The organism is Nisaea nitritireducens (assembly GCF_014904795.1).
Lineage (GTDB): Bacteria > Pseudomonadota > Alphaproteobacteria > Thalassobaculales > Thalassobaculaceae > Nisaea > Nisaea nitritireducens.
Map to the genome: position 1 here is coordinate 54226 of NZ_JACZFS010000020.1, position 24551 is coordinate 78776.

The 24551-nt window shown below is 60.9% G+C and carries 21 protein-coding genes; 13 read left to right on the top strand and 8 right to left on the bottom strand.

Features of this window, described 5'->3' with window-relative positions; genetic code table 11:
* Nucleotides 1–1233, bottom strand: coding sequence for a hypothetical protein (locus tag IG629_RS08670; protein WP_193171555.1), 1233 nt, complete (start codon nucleotides 1231–1233; stop codon nucleotides 1–3).
* Nucleotides 1234–1503: 270 nt separating this feature from the next.
* Between IG629_RS08670 and IG629_RS08675 the strand changes: the two genes are divergently transcribed.
* On the top strand, nucleotides 1504–1824 hold the full coding sequence (locus tag IG629_RS08675) for a hypothetical protein (RefSeq protein ID WP_193171556.1): 321 nt from the start codon (nucleotides 1504–1506) through the stop codon (nucleotides 1822–1824).
* 10 nt (nucleotides 1825–1834) lie between these two features.
* Here the strand turns inward: IG629_RS08675 and IG629_RS08680 are convergent, their stop codons facing one another.
* Nucleotides 1835–2311, bottom strand: coding sequence for a cyclic nucleotide-binding domain-containing protein (locus IG629_RS08680; RefSeq protein ID WP_193171557.1), 477 nt, complete (start codon nucleotides 2309–2311; stop codon nucleotides 1835–1837).
* Nucleotides 2312–2403: 92 nt separating this feature from the next.
* On the bottom strand, nucleotides 2404–3036 hold the full coding sequence (locus IG629_RS08685; protein WP_193171558.1) for an exonuclease domain-containing protein: 633 nt from the start codon (nucleotides 3034–3036) through the stop codon (nucleotides 2404–2406).
* Nucleotides 3037–3129: 93 nt separating this feature from the next.
* Here IG629_RS08685 and IG629_RS08690 point away from each other — a divergent pair, with 93 nt between their 5' ends.
* Both IG629_RS08690 and IG629_RS08695 read left to right on the top strand, forming a co-directional pair.
* The gene (locus IG629_RS08690) at nucleotides 3130–4503 is read left to right on the top strand and encodes an acyclic terpene utilization AtuA family protein (RefSeq protein WP_193171559.1); all 1374 of its coding nucleotides are present in this window, start codon (nucleotides 3130–3132) and stop codon (nucleotides 4501–4503) included.
* Entirely contained in the window at nucleotides 4500–4877 is a 378-nt protein-coding gene (locus IG629_RS08695) for an AtuA-related protein (protein WP_193171560.1), read from the top strand. The genes IG629_RS08690 and IG629_RS08695 overlap by 4 nt, the downstream gene beginning before the upstream one ends.
* Here IG629_RS08695 and IG629_RS08700 read toward each other — a convergent pair.
* Complete coding sequence (locus tag IG629_RS08700; protein WP_193171561.1) at nucleotides 4874–5632, bottom strand: hypothetical protein; 759 nt, start codon at nucleotides 5630–5632, stop codon at nucleotides 4874–4876. The two genes, IG629_RS08695 and IG629_RS08700, sit on opposite strands and share 4 nt — an antisense overlap.
* 132 nt (nucleotides 5633–5764) lie before the next feature.
* On the opposite strand from IG629_RS08700, the gene IG629_RS08705 reads away from it, so the two are divergent.
* The 6 genes from IG629_RS08705 to IG629_RS08730 all read left to right on the top strand — a co-directional run bounded on the left by IG629_RS08705 (nucleotide 5765) and on the right by IG629_RS08730 (nucleotide 15561).
* Complete coding sequence (locus tag IG629_RS08705; protein ID WP_193171562.1) at nucleotides 5765–8065, top strand: xanthine dehydrogenase family protein molybdopterin-binding subunit; 2301 nt, start codon at nucleotides 5765–5767, stop codon at nucleotides 8063–8065.
* 59 nt (nucleotides 8066–8124) lie between these two features.
* A complete protein-coding gene (locus IG629_RS08710; protein WP_193171563.1) occupies nucleotides 8125–9768 on the top strand; it encodes a thiamine pyrophosphate-dependent enzyme in 1644 nt (547 codons plus the stop codon).
* 42 nt (nucleotides 9769–9810) lie between these two features.
* Nucleotides 9811–10500, top strand: coding sequence for an SDR family NAD(P)-dependent oxidoreductase (locus IG629_RS08715; RefSeq protein ID WP_193171564.1), 690 nt, complete (start codon nucleotides 9811–9813; stop codon nucleotides 10498–10500).
* A 143-nt stretch (nucleotides 10501–10643) separates the two neighbouring features.
* Nucleotides 10644–11189, top strand: coding sequence for a PadR family transcriptional regulator (locus IG629_RS08720; RefSeq protein ID WP_193171565.1), 546 nt, complete (start codon nucleotides 10644–10646; stop codon nucleotides 11187–11189).
* A gap of 69 nt (nucleotides 11190–11258) precedes the next feature.
* Nucleotides 11259–12368 (top strand): efflux RND transporter periplasmic adaptor subunit, encoded by a 1110-nt coding sequence (locus IG629_RS08725; protein ID WP_193171566.1) that lies wholly within the window; start codon nucleotides 11259–11261, stop codon nucleotides 12366–12368.
* Between the two features lie 10 nt (nucleotides 12369–12378).
* Complete coding sequence (locus tag IG629_RS08730) at nucleotides 12379–15561, top strand: efflux RND transporter permease subunit (RefSeq protein WP_193171567.1); 3183 nt, start codon at nucleotides 12379–12381, stop codon at nucleotides 15559–15561.
* 2 nt (nucleotides 15562–15563) lie between these two features.
* Here IG629_RS08730 and IG629_RS08735 read toward each other — a convergent pair whose 3' ends face one another.
* A complete protein-coding gene (locus IG629_RS08735; protein WP_319025048.1) occupies nucleotides 15564–16715 on the bottom strand; it encodes a pyridoxal phosphate-dependent aminotransferase in 1152 nt (383 codons plus the stop codon).
* A 15-nt stretch (nucleotides 16716–16730) separates the two neighbouring features.
* Nucleotides 16731–18293 (bottom strand): gamma-glutamyltransferase, encoded by a 1563-nt coding sequence (locus IG629_RS08740; protein WP_193171568.1) that lies wholly within the window; start codon nucleotides 18291–18293, stop codon nucleotides 16731–16733.
* 97 nt (nucleotides 18294–18390) lie between these two features.
* Between IG629_RS08740 and IG629_RS08745 the strand changes: the two genes are divergently transcribed.
* Both IG629_RS08745 and IG629_RS08750 read left to right on the top strand, forming a co-directional pair.
* Nucleotides 18391–19776, top strand: a complete 1386-nt coding sequence (locus tag IG629_RS08745) for a M48 family metalloprotease (protein ID WP_193171569.1) — start codon at nucleotides 18391–18393, stop codon at nucleotides 19774–19776.
* A gap of 107 nt (nucleotides 19777–19883) precedes the next feature.
* Nucleotides 19884–20654, top strand: coding sequence for a DsbA family protein (locus IG629_RS08750; RefSeq protein WP_226886559.1), 771 nt, complete (start codon nucleotides 19884–19886; stop codon nucleotides 20652–20654).
* Between the two features lies 1 nt (nucleotide 20655).
* Here IG629_RS08750 and IG629_RS08755 read toward each other — a convergent pair whose 3' ends face one another.
* Both IG629_RS08755 and hppD read right to left on the bottom strand, forming a co-directional pair.
* The gene (locus tag IG629_RS08755; protein ID WP_193171570.1) at nucleotides 20656–21912 is read right to left on the bottom strand and encodes an MFS transporter; all 1257 of its coding nucleotides are present in this window, start codon (nucleotides 21910–21912) and stop codon (nucleotides 20656–20658) included.
* A 155-nt stretch (nucleotides 21913–22067) separates the two neighbouring features.
* Nucleotides 22068–23159, bottom strand: coding sequence for a 4-hydroxyphenylpyruvate dioxygenase (gene hppD, locus IG629_RS08760; protein WP_193171571.1), 1092 nt, complete (start codon nucleotides 23157–23159; stop codon nucleotides 22068–22070).
* 116 nt (nucleotides 23160–23275) lie between these two features.
* Here hppD and IG629_RS08765 point away from each other — a divergent pair, with 116 nt between their 5' ends.
* Entirely contained in the window at nucleotides 23276–23800 is a 525-nt protein-coding gene (locus IG629_RS08765) for a MarR family winged helix-turn-helix transcriptional regulator (protein ID WP_193171572.1), read from the top strand.
* A gap of 145 nt (nucleotides 23801–23945) precedes the next feature.
* Entirely contained in the window at nucleotides 23946–24512 is a 567-nt protein-coding gene (locus tag IG629_RS08770) for a PAS domain-containing protein (RefSeq protein ID WP_193171573.1), read from the top strand.
* The last annotated feature ends 39 nt before the right edge of the window (nucleotides 24513–24551 follow it).

The window sequence follows — 24551 nt, forward strand, 5'->3', positions numbered from 1 at the left end:
TCACATCAGGGCGTAGTGAAGGATACTGAGGATCGGCACCAGCACGGCCCAGACAACGAATACATATGCCAGGTTCGGGCCGAGAGCGACGCGCGTTGGCCGCACGTCGAACATCGAGCCCGCCGTGACAACAGAGAGAGAGGCGATGGAGACCATGGCCCCGAGCCCCCATCCCGCGAGCATGGCTTCATAGAGAGCCAGCGGCAGAACCCCATGATCGAGACTGGTCAGGGCGGCGAGGAAGATGGTCCCGGTGATGATCGGATGAATCCCGATGATGGCGGGTATCAGCTGTATGCCGATCATCAGGGCCAGCAGGACCGGCGCAGGCAATCCGCCTTCAAGCAGCGGCGCGACATGGACAATCACCGCATCGGCCTCTCCCGCAACGGTGCCGACCACGATGGCAATGGCGACAAGCGCAAGGTCGTCCCCGAGCTCCTTCATCCCTTCCGCCGTTTTCTCCAGCACCGGCCGTAATGCGTCCGGCCGACGGAAGAATTGCAACATACACAGCAACGGCATCACCACCAGGATGGAGCCAAGTGTCGAGAGCGGCGTGAAGGTCCCGACCAGAATGACCGTACCAGCGGCAATCCCCAGCCGCGATGCAATCGGCTTCAGGCAGGCAAGGGCAGCGCCGACGGCCGAGAAGCTGAACGGCCGGGCGAACATGGCAAGTGCGATCGAGACGGATATGGCGACGCAGATGAAACCGAACGGAATGATCTCCCAGAGTTCGACCATCGGCAGATAGGTACCGGCTACGGCAAAGCCGACGAAGAATGGCGACCAGAGCACGGCGATGCTCATGCCCCGCATCGATGCGCACGCCGCAGAGCGACGGCGTTCCTTGCTTGCATTGGCCGGCACCACTGCGGAGACCAGGGCGAAAGAGCCTGTATTCAGGACCGCACCGAAGACCGTCGCGCCAATGGTGATGCCGACATCCGCCGCGCTGTCCGGAAGCGCTGCCAGTCTGTTCTGGCTCGCCCGCACGGACGGCATCAGCCGGGCGACTTCCCGTGTCATCTTCAGTGTCGGGAGCAGTCCGGCGAAAATCAGTGTGCGCTCAAGGCCGCGCCACACAGCTTCGGGATCGGCAACAGTGGAAATCAGGATCAGCGTCGCGACCGTGCCGATGCCGACAAGCACTTTCGTCTCCAGCCGGGCCTGCGGCAGCGTGCCGAGCACGTAAAGCAGCAGGCCGCCCGCAACGATGTGATCAAGCATCGGAAAGGAAAGAAAGAGCCCGGCAACGGACCCGAACCACACACTTGTCAGAAGCAGGACGCGCCAGTCCAGGAAAGACTGCGGAAAGATGGGATGTCTCCAAGGCGGAGGGAGTTTTGGATCGTGATAAAGGAGTCTGCTCCTTAGCGGGATATTTGGCAATCCTCGCGCAATCGTCCGGGAATCGCCCTAACGATCTTCCGCCAACGGTGGCAACGTGTTATCGGTATTAGATCGAATTTGGCACAAAATTATGTCGGGCGAATTTCAATGAGCGACACTTCGAACACCACCACCGGCGGTCAGGCGGCAGGACAGCAGCCAAACATCGTGATTGCCCCTGAATGCCAGGATATTTTCGTCGACGGAGTCATCGGTGCCATGGTGCGGGACGGTGTCGTTCGGATCAATCTTGTGAACACGCGGTTCAATATCGACGGCTCTCAGGTCGAGCATGCCGTCGTATCCCGCATGATCATGTCCCGCTCAGGCGTGCGTAACCTGCACGCTGCCCTCGAGCAGCTGATGGGCCGCCTCACTCGCTCGGCCGACGGCCGCCGCGATGACGACGCCACCGAAGACGAGAGCTGACCTCACTTACTCAGATGGTCGCGTGCTGAAGAACCGTAAGGTTCGAATTACGAATCATCTGGGCGAGATTGTGCAGCACCAGAACCAGCACCGAGGGATATTCCGACAGCATGTTGCGGAAGTCGCTCGGTGACATCGCCGCGACGACGCAATCGCTTGTCGCCCGGACCTCGGCAGACCGGGGACCGCCATCCAGTGCCGAAAGTTCACCGAAATAAGCTCCGGCCCCTAGTCGGTCAAGCTTCAGCTCACCGCCGATAATCGTGTGATTCTGGACGTCGGCAGAGCCTTCCAGCATGAAATAGACATCGTGGTTCTCGCCTTCTCTGGCGATAACCACCTCGCCTGCCGCGAACTGGCTCTTACGGCAAAGAGCCGCGATGGCCGCGCGCTCTTCTTCCCCGAGATCCAGAAACAGCCCGATCCGGCCAATCTCGTCCGCGTTGACGGAACCGCCGCCCAAATCGAAATTATCCGAACTCATCATCTGCCCCAATCAGTCCCACACACTGCTCTCATATAGTATGCACCTGCTGACCGCAGGTGAAATGATTTAGAGCACAAACCGTCTCCGGCGCCTCAAAAACGCCCCTGCGCTCTAAGCTCTCGAATGGCGAGAGCAATGGCACGAGAGTCACCGAGCCCGGTATGGGCGCCCGGCATGGCCGTATGACCGAGATGCTGAGGGAGGGTTGAACTCACGGTCTGGCTCTCCTGCAGCCCCAACGCTCCGGCAAGGCGCGGACGGATATTGGCGAAAAGATCATCCTTGAACGGCCATGCCATACCGGCCCAATCCGCATTCTGAACGAGATCGGACCAATCGCTCCCGTTCGACACAACGAGCCCGGCATCGCCAACAAAATCGGCGAACCGGGTCAGAGCATCCTGGAACGGCACGCCGTGACGAGACAGATCCGCATTGGTGATCCCGGTCAATTCGATGAAATAGTCGGAAAGCAGCGGGTTTTTCTCCGGCGTCACCAACACCTCGAAGCTCGCCCGCTCCGCCATGGGCATGGCGGCATCAAGCTTTACCGCCCCGATCTGGACGACTTCCATGAATTCGTCGGGCTCGCTCCAGCCCCGGGCGAGCGAGCCTTCCCAGGCCGTGATTTCAAGATCGAAAACAACCACCGTGCCTTGCTCGGGAAAATCGCGAAACGGACCTGCGGCAGCACTCTCTCTGACGCGATCTGCGCGTCCCGGCATCGCCGCTCTCCCCGCACTGGTTGATTTGAAGACTGGTAAAAATCGTCCGGCAGACGCTACAGTCTGCCCCCCACCCTGCCAAGCGAAAGACTGATGACCAAAAATCTCGTTCATATCGGCTGTGGCGCCGGCTTTGCCGGCGACCGTAAGGATGCCGGCGGTCCCGTGGTTGATACACTCGCCACCCGTGATGGCCCAAAATATCTTATTTTCGAGACACTTGCGGAACGCACCCTGGCGCTTGCGCAAAAACAAAAACAGCGCGATCCGGAGCGCGGATACTCACCGTTCCTCGAAGCCTATGTCCGGCCGGTTCTGGAGCGTTGCCTTGCAAACAACATCCGCATCGTCTCCAATTTTGGCGCCGCAAACCCGACCGGTGGAGCGAAGCGTATTCTGGAGATCGCCGAGGAAATCGGCTGCCGCACACCACGCGTCGCGGTCGTCTCCGGAGACGATCTATTGACAGTGATGGACGAAAAAGAGATCCGCGCGCACAAGACCATCGAAGGGCTGCCAATCGGTGACGGGATCGTCGCCGCCAACACCTATATTGGCGCCCGCCCGATTGCCGAAGCGCTGGCCGGCGGCGCGGATATCGTGGTCGTCGGACGAACCACGGACCCGGCTCTGGTGCTCGGCCCGCTGATCCATGAGTTCGGCTGGGCCGAAGAGGACTGGGATACGCTTGCGGCTGGAACGCTGGCGGGACATCTGCTGGAATGCGGCGCCCAGGTAACAGGCGCCTATTTCGCCGACCCGGGTTTCAAGGACGTGCCGGATCTTGCCCATGTCGGCTTTCCCATTGCCACGATCTCCCGCGACGGCGCAATACGGGTCGGCAAGGCTGACAACACCGGCGGCTGCGTGACACCGGCGACCGTCAAGGAACAGATCCTCTACGAGATGCACGATCCCTCTGCCTATCTGACGGCGGACGTTGTGCTCGACATCACCGGAGTGTCCGTCGAGCAAGCTGACGACAATGTTGTCGCTGTCTCCGGCGCACGCGGGAAAGCCCGGCCGGGTACGTTGAAGACCACAATCAGCTTCGATGGCGGCTGGCTCGGCGAGGCGGAGATCAGCTATGCGGGGCCAAATGCCCTGGCCCGGGCGGAGCTTGCCCGGGAGGTCCTGAGCGAACGGGCCCACGAGCGCGGAAGCAATGCCGAGTACCGCTTCGATATCATCGGCACGTCCAGCACCTTCGATGGCGGCAGTGCGCCCTATCCCGGCGCCGAAGACCCCTCACCGGATGGCGATTACCGGGTCCGGGCCGCCGTTTCCTGTCATTCCCGAGAGGTTGCAGAGGATCTCGCGGACGAGGTACTGAGCCTCTATTGTTCCGGCCCTGCCGGCGGCGGCGGCTTCAGGCGGAATATCACCGCACAGATCCACACCGCCTCGATCCTGGTCGACAGGAACAGGCTTTCGCCCAGCGTTCAATTTCTCGGAGCCGACGCATGACCGTGGTTCTCGATACCCTTCGCCTCCGCCTGCACGACATCGCGCACGGCCGCAGCGGCGATAAGGGAAACCGTTCCAACATCAGCGTCATCCCCTATACGGAGGCCGCCTATTCCCTGTTGCTGGAACAGGTAACCGAAGAGCGGATCCTCGCGCTCTTCGCGCACAAGGGAGCGAGCGCTGTCACCCGCTATGAGCTGCCCAACCTTCCGGCACTGAATTTCGTTATCGACGATGCACTCGAAGGCGGTGTGAACAGCACGCTCAATCTGGATCTGCACGGCAAGACCCTGTCTTTTATGCTCCTGGACCTGCCGGTCGAGATCCCTCTCGACCGGGTCCAGGAATTCACCCAGGGCAGGCGCCAGGCTTAGTGCGCGGCGCGAGGTTTGGTGGCAAGAGCTTCTTTTTGCGCTTCGAAGATAGCTTCCTGCATTTTCGGGGGAAGAGCCTTCACCCGCTCGACCACCTCCGATGGAGAAAGCTGTTCGACGTCTTCCTCGGACATTGACTTTGCTTCGGTCGCGAACCGGTCCCGGTATTTTTTCAGAACCACCTCGATGGCCGCCGCGGCCTTCCGGCACATCTCGATATCCTCGAGAACTTTTCCGTAGCGCTCTTCCACATTGAGACGCTTCAGTTTCAGATAATCCCCGTGATCCGGGATGGCTTGCTCAAGTGCTGGATGCAGCTTGTTCTCATAGAACGCCTCGGCCGCGTGGCGAGCCTCGCTCTTGATCCCGAACAGATCGAAACCGAGCGGCTTCGAAAGCCGCCAAACACCAAGTGCAACCACATCAAGGACATACTGAGTGTCGTAATTGTCACAAAGCTGATCCAGCGCTGCGCGTGCTTTTCCGGGGGTCGCATAGCAATTGAAGAAACCCTGGGCGAGGGCGTCCAGCTTGGTTTCGTGCTTGGTCACGAACCGCTTTTCAACCTCTAAAAAGGTTTCTGATTTCTGGTGCTCTTTCAGGCTCTTGTTGACTTTCGACTGCAGAAGGCGTGCTCCTTCCATGACATCCAACAGGACGCGGAAACGCTTGACGGCGTCCGGCTCCGACATCGCCTGATCGAATTGCGCGCGCAGAGCGTCGAGCGCTGCTGAACTATTGTCCGAATCACCCATGCGCCAAGTCACCGATATTCTTTGTGCTCACAACCAAGCCTTACTATTGCGGGGTTAAGAAATGCTGGATCGCGTGTATATTTGCGTGTGAGATAATCACAGTCCAGCCACGAATTAACGAGATCAAGAGACATGTTGCGACGCGAGGATGACCGGCTACTCACCGGCCACGGCTGTTACGTGGACGATTTGTTCCCGGAAGGAGCCGCCCATGCGGTCGTGGTACGCTCTGCCATGGCGCATGCCAGGCTCCTTTCTGTTGCAGTGGACGACGCAAAGGCCGTGCCCGGCGTTCTGACCGTTCTGACCGGCGACGACCTGATACGCGAAAGCGTCGGCCCGATGCGCTCCCGCATGCCCATGGTCGGGCACGACGGCAAGCCGATGATCGAGCCGGAACGTCCGGCACTGGCGACGGGTGTCGCCAAATACGCGGGCCAACCGGTCGCCTTCATCGTTGCCGAAACGATATCCGCCGCCCTGGAAGCGGCCGAGCTGGTCGATATCGACTATGAGGATCTGGAGCCAGTCACCGATCTCGCCCATGCCGTCTCGGACGGCGCTCCCAAGATCTGGGACGAGGCGCCGCGTAATGTCAGTTTCGACTGGCGTATCGGCAATGGCAGCGAAGTCGATGAAGCGATCGCCGCCGCCGACCATGTGGTGGAACTGACCGTCGACCATCCGCGCGCCGTGATTGCGCCGGTCGAACCGCGCGGCTGCGTCGGCGCGTTCGACGGTGAGACCGGAAAATACACACTCCACACACCGAGTCAGGGCGTCGTCATGCTGCGCGCGGCCATGTCCGAAGTGCTTGGTGTTGAGGAAACCCAGATGCGGGTCATCACCAACGATGTCGGCGGCAGCTTCGCCGTGAAGATCTGGCCCTATCCGGAACAGATTCTCTGCCTGCTTGCATCTCGCATTACCGGACGTCCGGTGAAGTGGATCGCGGACCGCACCGAGAGCTTCGTTGCCGACGCGCCCGGCCGTGGCCGCCTCGACCGGGCGACACTGGCGCTGACAAAGGACGGCATGATCACCGCCTTCCGGATCGATGCGCTGGCCGATATGGGCGCGTACCTCAACGCAGTGAACCCCTCCATCGTCACCAAGGGGGCGGTCCGGGTCTTCACCAGTTGCTACAAGATCACGGCGGCCGAATACCGCGTGCAGGCCGTGTTCACAAACGCAACGCCGACCGATGCCTATCGCGGCGCCGGAAAACCGGAGAGCGCAGGCACGCTGGAACGTCTGATCGATTATGCCTGCGACAAGCACGGCTTCGACCGGGCGGAGATTCGCGCCAAGAACCTGATGACGCCTGCAGACCTGCCGTTCCACACGCCGATGGGCGAGGATTATGACGGCGGGGACTATCCCGAGATCTTCCGGAAGGCACTCGCCAAGGCAGGCTACGAGACTTACGCGGATCGCCGCACGGCGAGCGAGACTGCTGGCAAGAAACGCGGCATCGGCTTCGGCATCCACGTGCACGCAACCGGCGGCTCAACCGCCGAGCGCAGCAAGGTCGAACTGACAGACGACGGCAAGGTCCGGGTCCGCACCGGCACCCAGGATTCCGGCCAGGGCCACCAGACCACGCTGGCGCAGGTTGCGGCCGAAACCCTCGGCATCGACCCCGCGCAGGTGATTGTCGAGCAAGGCGATAGTGACGACCTCCAGGTTGGCGGCGGCACCGGCGGGTCCTGTCTGATGCCGATCGCGGCCAACACCGTGCATCGGGCGGCGGTCGAGATGGTCGAAAACGGCAAGAAACTGGCCGGGCTCCTCATGGAAACCGCATCTCAGGACATAGAATACGAGGCCGGTTCCTTCAAGGTGGCGGGCACGGACAAGGCAATCTCTTTCCCCGAACTGATCGCTCGCATGGGCGATATTCCGGCAGAGACGCTGGAGCCGGGCCTGCGTGGCGGCTGCGTCGGCGAGATGGATTTCGAAGGCAAGCACACCACCTTCCCGAACGGCGCTTATGTCGTTGAGGTCGAGGTCGATCCGGACACCGGCCATGTTGCTGTCGACCGTTTCGTCGGTGTCGACGATCTCGGACGGATCGTGAACGAGCCCCTCGCCTTCGGACAGGTGACCGGCGGCATTGCCCAGGCCATCGGTGAGGTTCTGATGGAAGGCAGCGTCTATGACCCGGACTCCGGCCAGCTGCTTACCGGATCTCTGATGGATTACGCCTTCCCGCGCGCCGACGACGTGCCGTTTATCGATCATTCATGGGTAGCCACGCCGTCACCGAACAGCCTGCTCGGTGTGAAGGGCGTCGGTGAGGTACCGTCAATTGGCGGGCCGGGACCGATCATGAACGCGGTGATCGATGCGCTTGCGGGATATGGTGTCAAACACATCGATATTCCGATGACGCCACAAAAGGTCTGGACGGCAATCCGCAATGGGGGCTGATCCGCAATAAAGGCCGCTGAATGCCGGCATCAGACCGGCACCGGCCACAGGGAGGAAACATGACCGCATCCAGTTCCATGACCGGCGGCACGGCGTTGGTACGCGCCCTGACGGAGAACGGTATCGACACGGTGTTCGGCCTGCCCGGCATCCAGCTCGACGGGCTGTTCAACGCCTTGTATGACGCCCGGAACAGCCTCAGGGTGATCAATGCCCGGCACGAACAGGGCACGGCATACATGGCTTTCGGCTATGCCCAGTCGACCGGCAAGGTCGGTGCCTATGCGGTTGTCCCCGGTCCCGGTCTGCTGAACACTTTCGCCGCGCTTTCCACCGCCTACGGCTGCAATGCCCGCGTCCTCGCGCTGACCGGGCAAATCCCGAGCAATACCATCGGTCGCGGCCTCGGCATGCTGCACGAGATCCCGGATCAGCTCGGACAGATGGAACGGCTGACGAAGTGGTCCCACAGGATCAATCACCCCTCCGAAGTCCCCGCCGTCATGGATCAGGCCTTCCGGGAGCTCTGGAGCGGCCGTCCACGCCCGGTCGGTATCGAAATGCCGCTGGACCAGTTGCATCTGGAAGCTCCCGTGGGCCCGATCACGCCGACCGTGGCCCCGGAGCCTCCCGAGCCAGATCCGGATCTGATCGCGGATGCCGCAAAAATGCTCGGCGAGGCCAGCAACCCGATGATCTTCGTCGGCGGCGGTGCTTACGAAGCGACCGAAGAGATCCGCGCGTTGGCGGAGATGCTGCAAGCGCCCGTGGTTTCCTACATGAACGGCAAGGGCGTTCTGGATGACCGACATCCGCTTTCCCTGCACCATCCCGCGGGGAACCGGCTCTGGGGCGATGCGGACGTGGTGATTTCCATCGGCTGCCGCCTGCAGCACGAGCGGATGACGTGGGGCACGGATGATCAGCTCTCAGTCATTCATGTCGATATCGACCCGACCGAATTGACCCGCGTCGGCAAGCCCGATATCGGCATCGTCGCCGATGCGGCCGGTGCGACCCGCGCGTTGCTCGGCAAGATCCCGGCACATAATCGTGCGCGGCCGTCACGCACCGAGGAAATGGAAGCCCTGAAGGCAGAGTTCCAGGCGCAGTTCGAAGCCAAAATCGGCCCGCAGATGGAATGGGTGGCCGCTATCCGCGCCGCCCTGCCTGAAGACGGTTTCCTGGTCGATGAATTTACCCAGGTCGCCTACGCCTCCCGCGTCGGCTTCCCGACCTACGGCCCACGCACGCTGGTCTCGCCCGGCTATCAGGGTACGCTCGGCTACGGTTATGCCACCGCACTCGGCGTTCAGGTCGCACACCCGGACAAGCAGGTGCTGTCGATCAACGGCGATGGCGGCTTCATGTACACCATGCCGGAGCTTGCGACCGCCGTGCATCACGGCATCAATGTCGTTGCCGTGGTTTTCGCAGACGGTGCCTACGGCAACGTGATGCGGATGCAGAAAGAGCTTTATGACAACCGGGTGATCGGCAGCGAGTTCACCAATCCCGACTTCGTGAAGCTCGCCGAAAGCTGCGGTGCGCTAGGCTTGCGCGCAACTACGCCGACCGAGCTGCGGACGAAGATCGAGGAAGGTTTCGCCGCCGGGCGTCCGACCCTGATCGAGGTTCCGGTCGGCGAATTTCCCGAACCCTGGCCGGTGATCAGGCCGGGACCGTCGCGACCGAAGAGGTAGCGGCGATCCGGCCCGGAGCCGTCCGAACCGATAGGATGGACCATGAGCGAAACAGCCCTGATCGTGGGAGCCGGCACAGGCCTCAGCGCCTCCCTCGCCCGTCTTTTCTCGGCAAACGGCATGAAAGTCGCGCTGGCGGCCCGGGACACGGACAAGCTGGCCGGACTGGCCTCGGAGACCGGCGCCCTGACCTATTCCTGCGATGTCGCCGACAAGACCAGCGTCGCCAGCCTATTCACCTGGATGGATGGCGCGCTCGGCAGCCCTGACATTGTCGTGTTCAATGCCTCGAAGCGAGCCCGCGGGCCGATTGTCGATCTCAATCCGGATGACGTCCTCGCCGCCACGACAGTCACCTGTCACGGCGCCTTCCTGGTGGCACAGCAAGCGGCAAGACGCATGCTGAAGGCCGGTCACGGCACGATCCTGCTGACCGGCGCGTCGGCCGGGGTCAAGGGTTACCCGCAATCCGCGCCATTCGCGATGGGCAAATTCGGGCTGCGGGGTCTCGCGCAATCCATGGCGCGCGAACTGCACCCGCAGAACATCCATATCGGTCATTTCGTGATTGATGGCGGAATCCGGACCGAAAGCGATCAACGGGAGCAACCCGGCGAGGACAAACTGCTCGATCCGGACGCCATCGCCGAATGCTACCTGCAATTCCACCGCCAACCACGCTCAAGCTGGGCTTGGGAGATCGAACTGCGACCCTGGAAGGAAACCTTCTGATACCGGGTCTGTTGCCTTGAGGCCACAAAACCTGCGCAATCCTGCATCGTCTAGCGGCTCAGAAACTTTTTCCTTCCATCTGCAGGTATAGCTCCCATATATCGGTCCGTTATATATCAGACCGATATAGTTTGGCCCTGTTCATGGACGTAAAGACTCTCTGTCTCGCGGTACTCAGCCGACGGGACGCAACCGGCTACGAGATCCGCAAGCAGTTCGCGGAAGGGCCGTTCGCGCATTTCCAGAAAGCCTCTCTTGGCGCCATCTATCCAGCCCTGACGCGCGCCGCCAGAGAAGGCCTCGTAACGGTTACCGAAGAAGCGCAGGATGGCCGGCCGGACAAGAAAGTCTATTCCCTGACCGAGGCCGGCAAGACGGCCCTCCGCCGCGCGTGCGAGATCGAGCCGGAGCCGGACCAGGTTCGTTCCGATCTATTTTTCCTGATTTTCTTCGCCCGCTATCAGACCCCGGAGAAAATCGCCCGACTGATCGATGAACGGATCGCATTCTACGATTCCCAGCAATGCGAGCTCGACGAGTTCAACCCGAACTGTGCCGCCGATCCCGGCATGAATTTCGTCCGTGGTCTCGGTAGTACGATCTACAGCGCCGCCGCCGACTATATGAGGGCCAATCGCGACACGCTTCTGACCCAGCTCAGCGCGGAGACGCGACATGCTGCTGAGTAAAGGGCCACTCCACCGATCGATCAGAACGCGCGCGTGCGCTCCAAAACCATACAGCCCCGCTGAGGTCCTATGAGAATCAACTATTCCATCCTGCTGGCCACCGTCATCGCCGTCGGTACCGCCGCATGGATTCTGTCAGGCCAGTTCGCAAACGGGGCCCGTACGGAAGGCGAGGACGCTGCGGAGACAAAAGCTGCGGCACCGGCCTCCGAAATGGCGGCGGTGCGCGTCCGCGAAAGCATCGCTGAGCCGTATCGCTCCGCCGTGGTCATCACCGGCCGGACAGCCCCCTCCCGCGAAATAGAGCTCAAAGCGCAGATCCTCGGCAAGGTCGTCGCGCTCGGCGCGAAGGACGGCGATCACGTCAAGAAAGGCGCGACGATCCTCCGCTTCGACCCCGAAGACCGGGAAGCCAGGCGGCAGATGGCAAAAGCCCGGATCGTGCAGCGCGAAACCCAGTTCAATGCCGCCGACAAGCTCGCCAACAAGGGCTTCCAGGCACAGACCACCCGCGCCGAAACCTTTGCCGATCTGCAGGAAGCCAAGGCCGAGCTCGCCAAGGTCGAAGAGGAAATCCGGCGCCTTACCATTTCAGCGCCATTCGATGCCGTACTCGATGATGTCTATGTAGAGCTTGGCGATGTCTTGCAGAGCGGCGATCCGGTTGCAGCCCTTTTCGATCTCGACCCCATACTCGTCGTCGCCCAGGTTTCCGAGCAGGAGCGGATCAAGCTCGCGGTCGGGCAACCGGGTAAAGCAAAACTGCTCGACGGCACCGATCTGACCGGAACAATCCGCTACATCTCTGCCGCCGCCGACTCCGATACCCGGACGTTCCGGGTGGAGCTCGAGGTTCCCAACCCGGGTATGGATCTGGAGCTCGGCATCACAGCCGGCGTCATCCTGCCGCTCCCGCAGGTTACCGCCCACAAACTGACCGCCGGCGTGTTCACGTTGAACGATGACGGCCAGCTCGGGGTGATGACCGTTGATGCGTCCAGCATCGTTCGGTTCAACAAAGTGACCGTGCTCGACAGCGATGCAGACTGGGCCTACGTCACAGGCCTCCCGGAACGTGCGCTGCTGATCTCCGTCGGTCAGGAATTCGTCTCCGATGGCGAGACCGTGCGGGCGGTCCCGGAATCGGCCGTCGGCACCGACGCCGCCAAAGCAAGCTGAGGATCGCCCGATGCACGCGCTGATCGACGCTGCCCTGCACCGCAGCCGGACCACCCTGATGGTGCTGGCCCTGATCCTGATTTCCGGAGCGGTCGCCTATGTGACCATCCCGAAAGAAGCGGATCCGGACGTCAATATCCCGATCATCTACGTTTCGATGAAGCATGACGGCATCTCGCCGGAAGATGCAGAGCGCCTTCTGCTGAAACCGATGGAATCCGAAATGCGCGGCATCGAAGGCGTGAAGGAAATGCGCGCCACCGCTTTTGAGGGCGGTGCGAACGTCACCCTGGAATTCACGGCCGGGTTCGATGCCGACCAAGCGATGCTGGATGTCCGCGAAAAGGTTGATCTCGCCAAGCCGGAGCTGCCCGAGGAAACGGACGAGCCGACTGTTCACGAAGTCAATGTGAGCCTGTTCCCTATCCTGGTCGTGACCCTTTCGGGTGAGCTTCCCGAGCGCAGCATGCTGCATCTCGCCCGAAATCTCCGCGACGAGATCGAGGGCATCACATCCGTGCTGGAGGCGAAACTCACGGGTGAGCGGGAGGAACTGGTCGAAATCGTAATCGATCCGCTCCGCCTCGACAGCTACAACATTGATGCGTCGTCAGTGCTTGAGATCGTCGCCCGCTCGAACCAGCTGGTAGCCGCCGGAACGCTCGATACCGGCAATGGCCGGTTTCCGATCAAGGTGCCCGGTCTCTACGAAAACCTGCAGGACATCCTGGATCAGCCGATCAAGACGAACGGCGACGCCGTGGTTCGGGTCCGTGACATCGCCTATGTCGAGCGCGGCTTCAAGGACCGGGAGACCCATGCACGGCTCGATGGCAAACCCGCCATTGGCATCGAGGTGACAAAACGGATCGGTACAAACGTCATCGAGACCGTGGAGAACGTCCGAGCCATCGTTGCCGAAACCCAGACAACCTGGCCCGCCGGCGTTACCGCGACGTTCAGCCAGGATAAATCCGGCCAGATCCGGACCATGCTGACCGATCTCCGCAACAATGTCCTGAGTGCCGTCCTGCTGGTCATGATCGTCATTGTCGGTGCCCTCGGCTACCGCTCCGCCGGACTGGTCGGCATCGCCATACCGGGCTCCTTCCTGCTCGGCATCCTGACCCTGTCGTCACTCGGGCTGACTGTGAACATCGTCGTGCTGTTCAGCCTGATCCTCGCGGTCGGCATGCTGGTCGATGGCGCCATCGTGGTGACCGAATATGCCGACCGGAAACTGTCCGAAGGGCTGGACCGGCGCGCCGCCTATTCGGAAGCGGCCAAACGCATGGCCTGGCCGATCATCGCCTCCACCGCCACGACCCTCGCCGCCTTCCTGCCGCTGCTGTTCTGGCCAGGTGTGGTCGGCGAGTTCATGAAGTTCCTGCCGATCACGCTGATCGCGACCCTCACCGCCTCCCTCTTCATGGCCCTGCTGTTCGTCCCGGCCCTCGGGTCGATCTTCGGCAAGTCCGGCGCCCAGAGCGAGGAAAGTCGGGAGTCGCTCGCGGCCATGGAAAATGGCGACCTGAACAAGGTCAGAGGCTTCACCGGCGGCTATCTGAAAGTCCTGAAACTCGCGTTGACCAATCCCGGAAAGGTGATACTGGCCGCAGCCGCGTTGCTGGTCGGCGTGCAGTATTATTACGCCAACCACGGCAACGGGGTGGAGTTCTTCCCCGAGGTCGAACCCGACAACGCGATGATCCACGTCCATGCCCGCGGCAACATGTCGACGGCCGAGAAGGCGCGCCTCGTCTTCGAGATCGAGAAGGAAGTCCTCGATGTCGGCGGCTTCAAATCCGTCTACACATTCGTCGGAGAGAAGGAAGGCGGCGGTCAGGATCTGGCCGAGGATGTCGTCGGTACCATTCAGGTCGAATTCGACGATTGGCAGAACCGCGCGTCGGCCGACGAAATTCTGGCCGAGATCTCCGAGCGCGCCAAAGCCTATCCCGGCATCTTCGCCGAAACAGCCAAGGAAGAAGGCGGCCCGCCGACCGGCAAAGCGGTGCAGGTCCAGCTTCGGTCTGTCTACCCTGATCGCCTGATTGAGGCGGCAGGGATGGTCCGAGCACAGTTCGACAGCATGGCCGGTCTGCAGAATATCGAGGATGACCGGCATATCCCCGGCATCGAGTGGCAGATCGCCGTCGACCGGGCCCAGGCAGCGAAATTCGGGGCGGATATCGCCCTGATTGGCAGCTACGTGCAACTCGTCACCCGCGGCCTGAAAATCAGCGACTACCGGCCGAACGACAGCGACGAGGAAATCGACATTGTCGTCCGCTATCCCCGCCCATCCCGTCGCCTCGACCAGTTTCTCGCGATCCGAATGATGACGGACAAGGGCCTGGTTCCCTTGCGAAACTTTGTCTCCTGGTCGCCGCAAGCCAAAGTCGGGACTATCAAGCGCTCCGACGCCCGTCAGGTCATGGCGGTGAAGGCAGACGTGCTGCCCGGCGTGCTGGCGGACGAAAAGGTGAAGGAACTGACCGCCTGGCTGGGTAAGACCGAACTGCCGAAAGGCGTGAGCTACACGTTCAAGGGCGAGGACGAGGAACAGAAGGCTGCCCAGGCTTTCCTCGGCAAGGCTTTCGGTGTCGCCCTGTTCATCATGGCGATCATTCTGGTCACCCAGTTCAACAGCTTCTACAGCGCCTTCCTGATCCTGAGCGCCGTGATCATGTCGACCATCGGCGTGATGATCGGCCTGATGGTCACGGGGCAGCCCTTCGGTATCGTGATGAGCGGCATCGGCGTGATCGCGCTGGCCGGTATCGTGGTGAACAACAATATCGTGCTGATCGATACGTTCGACGCCCTGAAGACAACCACGGGCAGCACCATGGAAGCGGTCTTGCGCACCGGTGCCCAGCGCCTTCGTCCGGTGATGCTGACCACCGTCACGACCATGCTCGGCCTGTTGCCGATGGTGTTCCAGCTCAATATCGATCTGTTTACGCGGGAGATTTCGGTCGGAGCGCCCTCGACCCAATGGTGGGTGGCTCTGGCCTCCGCAATCGTCTTCGGCATGGGTTTCGCCACGATCCTGACACTGATCGTCACCCCTTCAGCGTTGCAGCTCCGGGGCAATTTCCAGGACTGGCGCGCGGCCCGTCGGGCCCGCAAGGCCGGACATGATCAGGATGGCGGCTATGACGGCGGTTTACCCAACCCGGCTGAATAGCGTCAGCGTTTCAGCCAGCCTTTGAGACGGCTGGCTGCCTCGACCATATCCGGGGTGCTTCCGGCAAAGGAAAACCTTAAGGAACGGTGGCCGCGTGCAGGATCAAAATCCATGCCGGGCGTGGCCGCGACGCCGGTCTCGTTCAGCATACGCTTGCAGAAATCGGCGCTGTCATTGGTGAGGCGACTGACATCGGCGTAGATATAGAACGCACCATCCGCCGGGGCGAGGTTGTCCAGCCCAGCCGCCGGCAACTCGTTCAGCAGAACCTCGCGGTTCTGGGCATAGCGCGCAACATTGGCCTGCAGTTCTTCCTCACAGTCGAAGGCCGCCATTCCCGCGAACTGGGACAGCGTCGGCGGCGAGATGAAAAAGTTCTGGGCCAGCCGCTCCATGGAGAGTGCCAGGTCATCCGGCACGACCATCCAGCCGAGCCGCCAGCCGGTCATGCAGAAGTATTTCGAGAAACTGTTGATGACGATTGCCTGATCGTCGCTCTCAAGCGCCGACACGGAACGAATACCGAAATCAATCCCGTTATAGATTTCGTCCGAGACCAGCCGGATTCCCTTCTCCCGGCAATAGCGGGTCAAAGCCGCCATTTCCTCTTCCCCCAGCATCGTGCCCGTCGGGTTGGAAGGGCTGGCAATGATCAGGCCGTCCAGTTCTCCTTCGACTGCATCCAGCAATTCCGGTGTCGGCTGGTAGCGATGCTCGCGCTCAGTCTCCAGCAGCACGGGTTCGACACCAAGGGCGGACAGGATATTGCGATAGGCCGGGTATCCCGGGGAGGCCATGGCGACGCGATCACCGACATCGAACGCGGCAAGAAAGGCGATCTGGAAAGCTCCGGAAGAGCCGGTGGTCACCATGATCCGTGACGGGTCCAGCGAAACGCCGTACCAGTGTTTGTAATGCCCTGCGATCCGTTCCCGCAGCGGCGGCAAGCCAGCGGCAAGAGTGTAGCCGATCCGGTCGTCATCCAGCGCTTTTCTTGCCGCTTCCAGAACCCCTTTCGGGGCCGGAGTGGAAGGCTGTCCGACTTCAAGATGCAGCACATCCGCGCCGGCATCCATCAGGCGCCCGGCTTCTTCCATGACATCCATGACGATGAAGGCGGGCACATCTCCCCGCCGGGATACTTTCAGGGCCACTGGATTGCCTTTCCGCTAGTTGCCGCCTTCAAACAGGATCATACCGCGTCCGCGCGGATCGTCGGCAATGCCGCAATCCCTGTCACTGCGCGGCAGTCCCTCCTTACAGCGAAACAGACGGACGGCGCCTATCGGCTGGCTGGCAGGCTGCACCGGGTAGCCCGCACGTGAAGCCAATGCTCCGGCCGCCGGAGCAATACCGGACTCGACCGACAGCGTGCCCGCCGCAAGATCGAAATGGGAGCGCGGCGCCGCCACGGCGGCACTCATCGCTTGGCCGGCCACATAATGACGCAAGATCGAAGGAACCAGAGCCGAGACAGTCTCCCTGCCACCGGTCGCCATGGCGGTTATGTGAACCTGCCAGGCGTGGGTGTTCCCTGCGATGACCGCAGCAGCCAGCGGCGGGTTCGAAGTCGGTAGCGCGGGGGCCGGGATGAAACCGAGGTTCGGAAGCATCTGCCCGATCCCGAACGGTGCGTTCAAGGTCAACGCACAGCCAACGGAAAGACCTCGCCTGTCTGTGATGGTAAAGCTCGTCGCGCCGGACTGTGATTTTCCGCCGAACAAGGCGGTCGCAGCAGGTGTTGCGGCGGTACGGGGAATACCGGAACGAAAATTACCGAACAGCCGCTCGGCGGCATCCGCACTCAAATCGATGTCCCCTTTTGCCACTGCGTTCGCCGCGCGGACCTGCATTTCAGCCAGCATCAGCGGATCGATATCCTGCGGGGAGGACGACCAGCCGGCCTCGTGGAAAGCGAGCGAGAGGGTCTTGGCAATCAATGCGCTGTCGGCACTTCGGCTGGCCGCGACCGCCCAGACGTGATTGTCGAAATCGACACCCTCAACATTACTCCAGGCCGGAGCCGCCCGGCGCAAACGAGCCGGATCGACCTTGTAGCCGAAAGATTCCGCCCCGGTCACGAAGCGGCGGGCAAGCTGGCCCGAATAGAGATCGCCAATCCCCGCGACGCGCAATCGGCCAAATGCAGAGGCAAGATCCAGCTGCACCAAAGAGCGACCCGCCTGCAATGCGGCACCGTCCGGAGCGAGCAGGACGGAGCGGCCGGCTGCCGACGACGTCAAGACTGCGCCATCACGTGCAAGATCTTCTGCAAGGCGGCGGGAGACGGGTTCACCAAAACGGGCGAGCTGTTCCGGCACACCGATCAACTGCGTGATGGGCAGGCGGCCATAACGGGCATGCAAGGCAAACATCGCGCGCGGTCCAACCGGGGCGGCGATTGCATTGCGCTCATCCGACAAGGGTTGCGGCGGAAAAGAGAGACGCTCAAACCGCTTGCTCACGGGGTCGAAAGCAAGACAGGAACCACCCGCTCCAAGGCCCGCGGAAGACGGCAATGTCACGGCCAGAGTGAAATAAGCAGAGACGGCAGCGTCGGCCGCAGTCCCGCCCTGGACCAGCACATCCTGGGCGATTAGGGCAGCCCGCGGCTCATCGACAGCGACAGATCCGAAAAATCCTTCGGTGACTTCGATGGCTTCGTCGCTCGCGCAGCCCGCAAGCAACCCGGCGCACAGAGCCAATGCCACGGGCACGGTCCTCTTGAACATAACTTCCTCTCAAATCGCCGCAGGCTATTGAATGCGGCCCCTGACACGCGCACATTACAAAGCTATGCGCAGCACCAACCGGCTCGGACCCAAATCCATGAAGTGCAAAGCCCTAGTTGGCAAGCATCTAATTGCGTTAGTTTTTGCGGTGACCATTCTCGCCGGGTGGGCCCGGCCGGCTGATGCGCGGTCGTTCATTACGGATACGGAGATCGAGCTCTATATTCGCGAGCTGGCGACCCCGATTTTTCAGAGTGCAGGCCTGTCACCTGCGGCAGTCGACCTTTACTTCATCAACGACGACACATTGAATGCCTTTGTTGCCGGCGGTCAGAACATCTTCTTCCATACCGGCCTGCTGATGGCGACAGAGACGCCTGAGCAGCTGCTCGGCGTGATCGCTCACGAAACGGGACACATTGCCGGCGGCCATCTGGCGCGGAGTGGAGAAGTCCTGCGTAATGCCAGCCAGAATGCCCTGCTCGGCATCATCCTCGGTGCCGGCGCGGCAATCGCAACCGGCCGGGGCGACGCCGCCGGCGCGATCATCCAAGGCAGCCAGGCAGCTGTTCAAGGCTCCCTGCTACAATATAGCCGGGCACAGGAGTCTTCGGCGGACCAGGCAGGAATTCGTTTCCTCGAAAGCAATCGCGAGACCTCAAGAGGCATGCTTGAGTTCCTCTCGACGCTCAGTGGCCAAGAGCTGTTGAGTGGACGCAGCCGCTCTCCCTACGCAAGCACGCACCCGCTTACCCGGGACCGGATTGCCTTTGTTGAGGAGCAGGTGAAAAACTCGCGCTACAGCGATAAGAAACTGCCCGAGGAGATACAGCAGGAACATCGCCGGATGGTGGCCAAGCTGTATGGCTTCATCCGTTCTCCGGCACGCACCTTCAAGGCCTATCCCGACACGGACACCTCACTGGAAGCCCGCTACGCCCGGGCCATTGCCACATATCGGCTGCCGGATGCCAACAGAGCCGTCGCGCTCGTCGACGAATTACTCGCCGATTACCCGGGCGATCCGTATTTCCACGAGCTGAAAGGCCAGATCCTGTTTGAGGCGGCCCGGCCGGCCGACGCTGAAGTTGCCTACCGCAAGGCCCTTGAAAGCCTGCCCGACGCGCCACGGATAGAGTTGGAGCTGTCACGGGTCCTGCTGGCTCTCGACACAAAGGAGCACAACGAGGAGGCCCAGACGCATCTCGAACATGTCGTAAGGCTACTTCCCAATGCGACTTTTGCTTGGCGTCAGCTGGCTATCGCCTACGGCCGCAACGGCGATCATGGCATGTCCGCCCTCGCCCTCGCCGAGGAAGCTTTCCGCTCCGGCAATGAGCGGGATGCCGCTCTGCAGGCAAACCGGGCCAAGCAGAAGCTGCAGCCCCATACGGAAGCCTGGCTGAGAGCCAGCGATATTGAGGGAATCTCGACCCCGCGCGATCGCGAGCGCAAGAAGAACCAGCCGGCGAGGAAAAACTAGCGCCCTCATCCCATAGTCAGAATGCAATAACGATAACGTGGTTTGTCGGCAGCGGCCGGCCAGCCCAACATTACAAAACCAAAAGCACGACCGGAAAGGCACGCAGCATGGCCGCCATGGCGCCCCTCACCAAAATCCACCGAGCGTTAATCCTCACCGTCGTCCTAGCATCGGCAATTGTCGGTCTTCCGGCAGGATCACAGGCTGCCGAGCCGTTTTCACCGGATCAGAAATCCGCTCTCGACATAGCCATTCGCGATTACATCATAGCCAACCCGGAAGTGATCGTTGAATCCCTGAACGCCATGCAGGCACGCCAGGAAGTTGCGGAGAAGGAGCGCCAGCGTGCCGCCCTCGCCCACATGCAGGGACAGATTACCGGCAACGAAAACGACCCGGTGATCGGCAATCCGGACGGCGATGTTACCGTGGTTGAATTCTTCGATTATCAATGCGGCTATTGCAAACGGATGGTCGACCCGGTGTTGCAGTTGCTGAAGCAGGACCCGAATGTCCGCTGGGTGATGAAGGAGTTTCCGATTCTCGGCCCGGCGTCGGTGACAGCCGCCCAGGCATCGATCGCAGCCGACAAGCAGGGAGCCTACAGCGCGTTCCACGTCGCCTTGATGAAATATCGCGGACGGCTGAGCGACGCCGTTATATTCCAGACCGCCACCGAAGTCGGTCTCGATCTGGACAAGCTGAAAGCGGACATGGCTTCTCCCGAAACCAGAACGATAATCCAGGACGCCACACTCCTGGCCCGGACGCTCGGTATCAACGGGACGCCGGCCTTTGTCATTGGCGGGGAACTGTTGCCGGGCGCCGTCAGCCTGGACACTCTGGTCGAGCAGATCGAAGCAGCCCGGAAAGGCTAGGTCAGGAAGCGGCCGAAGGAGCGGAAGGCGGAATATCGCGGATCCGGCTGTAGAATGTAGCGGCCACCACAATCAGCGCGGCGACACTGGCGAAGACCAGCCTATAGGCCCCGTCGGAACCGCCTCCGGCAACGTCCACGATCAATCCTGTGATCCATTGCGCGAGGAAGATCGTTCCAACACCGACGAGGCTCATGGCAGTAATCGCACGTCCCGCCAGATGGTTCGGCACAAAGCCCCGGCAATGTGCGGCCAGCACGACGAAGAACGGCGAGACGAAGCCGAACGCGACCAGCAGCACCATGGCCAGCCAGAACGGGGGCTGTGGGATCGCTGTCATGATGCCGAGCAACAGCACCATCAGCACGCAGCTCCCAAGGACAACGCGCTTGCGGGAATTCAGCATCCGGTCCAAAGGGCCGAACGCCAGCGTTCCGGCGTTCTGTGCCAGAACCATAAGGAGCAGTGCGTAGCCGACGTCGGTCTGGGCAAGTCCATGAACTTCCCTGAGATAAGGCCCGGCCCAGAGACCGCCAACCGTTGCGAAAGGCGCGGCAAAACAGCTTGCCATGATCAGTGTGCCGCGAATGTCCCGATCGCGCAGCATAGTCAGGATGGCTGAAAAGGCCTGGCCGATACTTTCGTGGGGCCGCTCGGGGCGCGCAATACCCGGGGGATGATCCCGGCCCCAAAGAAAGATCAGGATCGTCATCAGCAAGATCGCCGCGGCGAGAAGCAAGAACGTCACTGTGAACCCTGCTTGCTGCAGCATGATGGCGAGCGGAGCTGTCGCCAGCAGACCGCTTGTCGCCCCGGCAAGAGCGATGAGCCGCGCCGAAACCGTGGCCACACGGTCCGGACGGACCCAGCCAAGCACAATCAGGTAAACGGTTGTCACGGCGCCGGCATGCCCTACGCCGAGCAAAATCCGCCCTCCGATCAGCCCTGTGGCATTTTCAGAAACGGCGAAGAGCACCATTCCGCCCACCGCAATGAGGCTCAATGCCGACGTGGTAAGGCGGGCGCCATACCGGTCGAACAAAACGCCCATCGGGATCTGCACGGAAGCAGCGGCAAGCGACATGATACCGATTACAGCGCCGATTTCGGCCGGGGAAATGCCGCGCTGTTCCATCAGGGCATTGGCAATCACCCCACCGCCGAGCCGGTTGATCTGCACCAATGTCAAAAATGCACAAAGAATAAAGAAAACCCGTGCCGCACCGCTGCGCACGGCATGCCCGGTCGCGCCCGTCATAAGACGCCCCCGGACCTGCCGGCACTGCGGAGCGCCCGGAACAGCAACAGCGGAACCATGAATACCCCGGTCAAGATGTGACAGCCCGCCAGCATCGGCCGGCGGGCTGTCTTATGAGCCAAGAGCGATTTGGCCGCCCGGTCAAGGCCCTTCTATCAAGCGTTGAGAACCCCGCGCTTCACCTGATCCTGTTCGATGGATTCGAAAAGCGCCTTGAAGTTGCCCTCGCCGAATCCTTCATCCCCCTTGCGCTGTATAAGCTCGAAGAAAATCGGGCCTATGACGGTCTCGGTGAAGATTTGCAGGAGCAATCCACCATCCTCGGTTGGCGCACCATCGATCAAAATGCCGTGCTGCTTCAGATCGGCGACATTCTCGCCATGTCCGGGCAATCTCTTGTCCAGCATTTCATAATATGTGTCGGGCGGAGGGGCCATAAACTTGGAGCCGGCAGCCTTGAGCGCGTCGACGCTGGCGAAAATATCATCGGTCGCCATCGCGATATGCTGGATACCTTCGCCCTTGTAGGCGTTGAGGTATTCCTCGATCTGCGATTTGTCGTCGGAGGATTCGTTGATCGGAATACGAATCTTGCCACACGGACTGGTCATCGCCTTGGACTTCAGGCCCGTCAGCTTGCCTTCTATATCGAAATAGCGGATCTCACGGAAATTGAAGAGCTTCTCGTAAAAGTTTGCCCACACATCCATGCGCCCGCGATGCACGTTGTGGGTGAGGTGGTCGACCATTGTGAAACCGGCCCCCGCGGGTACCTGCTCCACGCCGTCCAACGGTACGAAATCAACGTCGTAAATGCTTTGCTCGCCATACCGGTCGACGAGATAGATCAGACTGTCACCGATACCGTGGATCGCCGGAATGTTCAGCTCCATCGGTCCCACCTTGCCTTCGAACGGCCGTGCTCCGAGCTTCAGGGCGCGGTCATAGGCCGCCGCGGCGTCCTTTACCCGAAACGCGATGGCGCAGCAGGACGGTCCGTGAACGCGGGCAAAGGACTGCGCGAAACTGTCCGGCTCTCCGTTGACGATGAAATTGACACCGCCCTGGCGGAAAAGCGTTACATCCTTCGACCGGTGACGGGCGACTGCCGTAAAGCCAAGAGATCGAAATAGCGTCTTCAGATTTTCCGGGTCGGGTGCGGTATATTCAACAAATTCGAAGCCGTCGGTCGCCATCGGGTTCTCGATGGTGCCGCCCGGGATTGGGGGAAGCGTTTCGGATGCCATGAATGTCTCCTCCGGCCTGGTGACGACTTCGGTCCCGCCTTGACAGCAAACGGGCGAGAACGGAACGTCAGGACAGGCCATATTTAGTTACATATGAAACTAATTAGAGATTGCGCGTGAAGAGTCAAGAAAGCAGCGCCGATACCTCCGGCAACTCAGTAGCGGAGACGGGGCCGGAGCAAGAGCCGGCATCGTTCGCTCTCGACAGTTTTTTGCCGTATCGGCTGGCGTTACTCTCGTCACTGGTCTCCGGCAGCATCCAGAAGCTGTACGCGTCGGAATTCGATATCAGCATCCCCGAATGGCGGCTCGTGGCAATCCTCGGCAGTGACGGGCCAATGACGTCGAATGACATTCGACAACGGGCGGCGATGGACAAGGTTCAGGTTAGTCGCGCTGCAGCAAAATTATTGGATGCGGGGCATATTCGGAAACAGGTCCATCCTGAAGACAAACGCCGCGCGATTCTGTCCCTTTCCGATAGCGGCTCGAAGATTTACAACCAAATCGTGCCGATCGCCCTCGAAAGAGAAACTTACCTTTCGTCGGCACTCAACGAAAAAGAGAAAGATGACTTAATTCAATTGCTGGAAAAATTGACAAAAAAAGCTAGAAGCATGACAACCGCTCCGCCAACGTAAATATTACCGCCTCAAGACTTTTGGGCTGATATTTTCTACACGGGGTTTATTGCCACAACCATTACGGCATGATATCCGGATTCCAATAGAGGTTCGCGCACTCGCGCTCTGAACCACGTCCAAGCTCTTGGAAAGAGTTCAGGCAATGAGCCAAATACTCGAAAACATCGACGACCCGACATTAGGGAAATTGGTGGAAAGATGGTTCGCGTGGTGCAATGGCGACGCCTATCCGGCGCGCAAATCGATTGAACCGCTTGAGCTTGGTCAGGCGCTCCCGTTTGTCTGGATTTGCGAACGCGAACCGGACCTGAATAGCTACCGCTATTGCCTCGTGGGTGAAGCCGTGAATACGCTGTATGGTCAGGGTTTGCGGGGTCGCTCGCTGAACGATTTCCTGTCCAGTAAAACCGCTAATCTTCTGAAAGAGCGCCTGGATGACTGCCTTGAGGCCGGACATCTTGTCCACACCATTGGAGCACAAACCCTGCATGACAAGCGCAATGTCATGGTCCAGCGCCTGTTTCTGCCCATGACCGGCGCCAAGGGGGAGCTGGATACGATCCTCGGATGCACAAAAGTAACCGACACGATCTCGGGTCGCACCAGACAAGAAACACCGGCCCAGAAAGCCACTTACAGAAACGACGGCACCCGAATTAAGGTAGGCAACGCCACTCTCACCATGTATTCCAAGGATCCGTTATATTAGGCTGTGAAGCTGCCGGTTCCGATTGCGTCAGCCGGACCG

Coding starts and splice junctions, on each gene's coding strand:
- IG629_RS08745 (WP_193171569.1), top strand. CDS start 18,391: ATGAAGTGCAAAGCCCTAGTTGGCAAGCATCTAATTGCGTTAGTTTTT.
- IG629_RS08685 (WP_193171558.1), bottom strand. CDS start 3,036: ATGCCGGGACGCGCAGATCGCGTCAGAGAGAGTGCTGCCGCAGGTCCG.
- IG629_RS08725 (WP_193171566.1), top strand. CDS start 11,259: ATGAGAATCAACTATTCCATCCTGCTGGCCACCGTCATCGCCGTCGGT.
- IG629_RS08700 (WP_193171561.1), bottom strand. CDS start 5,632: ATGGGTGATTCGGACAATAGTTCAGCAGCGCTCGACGCTCTGCGCGCG.
- IG629_RS08675 (WP_193171556.1), top strand. CDS start 1,504: ATGAGCGACACTTCGAACACCACCACCGGCGGTCAGGCGGCAGGACAG.
- IG629_RS08680 (WP_193171557.1), bottom strand. CDS start 2,311: ATGATGAGTTCGGATAATTTCGATTTGGGCGGCGGTTCCGTCAACGCG.
- IG629_RS08770 (WP_193171573.1), top strand. CDS start 23,946: ATGAGCCAAATACTCGAAAACATCGACGACCCGACATTAGGGAAATTG.
- IG629_RS08710 (WP_193171563.1), top strand. CDS start 8,125: ATGACCGCATCCAGTTCCATGACCGGCGGCACGGCGTTGGTACGCGCC.
- IG629_RS08755 (WP_193171570.1), bottom strand. CDS start 21,912: ATGACGGGCGCGACCGGGCATGCCGTGCGCAGCGGTGCGGCACGGGTT.
- IG629_RS08695 (WP_193171560.1), top strand. CDS start 4,500: ATGACCGTGGTTCTCGATACCCTTCGCCTCCGCCTGCACGACATCGCG.
- hppD (WP_193171571.1), bottom strand. CDS start 23,159: ATGGCATCCGAAACGCTTCCCCCAATCCCGGGCGGCACCATCGAGAAC.
- IG629_RS08730 (WP_193171567.1), top strand. CDS start 12,379: ATGCACGCGCTGATCGACGCTGCCCTGCACCGCAGCCGGACCACCCTG.
- IG629_RS08705 (WP_193171562.1), top strand. CDS start 5,765: ATGTTGCGACGCGAGGATGACCGGCTACTCACCGGCCACGGCTGTTAC.
- IG629_RS08720 (WP_193171565.1), top strand. CDS start 10,644: ATGGACGTAAAGACTCTCTGTCTCGCGGTACTCAGCCGACGGGACGCA.
- IG629_RS08740 (WP_193171568.1), bottom strand. CDS start 18,293: ATGTTCAAGAGGACCGTGCCCGTGGCATTGGCTCTGTGCGCCGGGTTG.
- IG629_RS08750 (WP_226886559.1), top strand. CDS start 19,884: ATGGCCGCCATGGCGCCCCTCACCAAAATCCACCGAGCGTTAATCCTC.
- IG629_RS08715 (WP_193171564.1), top strand. CDS start 9,811: ATGAGCGAAACAGCCCTGATCGTGGGAGCCGGCACAGGCCTCAGCGCC.
- IG629_RS08690 (WP_193171559.1), top strand. CDS start 3,130: ATGACCAAAAATCTCGTTCATATCGGCTGTGGCGCCGGCTTTGCCGGC.
- IG629_RS08670 (WP_193171555.1), bottom strand. CDS start 1,233: ATGCTTGATCACATCGTTGCGGGCGGCCTGCTGCTTTACGTGCTCGGC.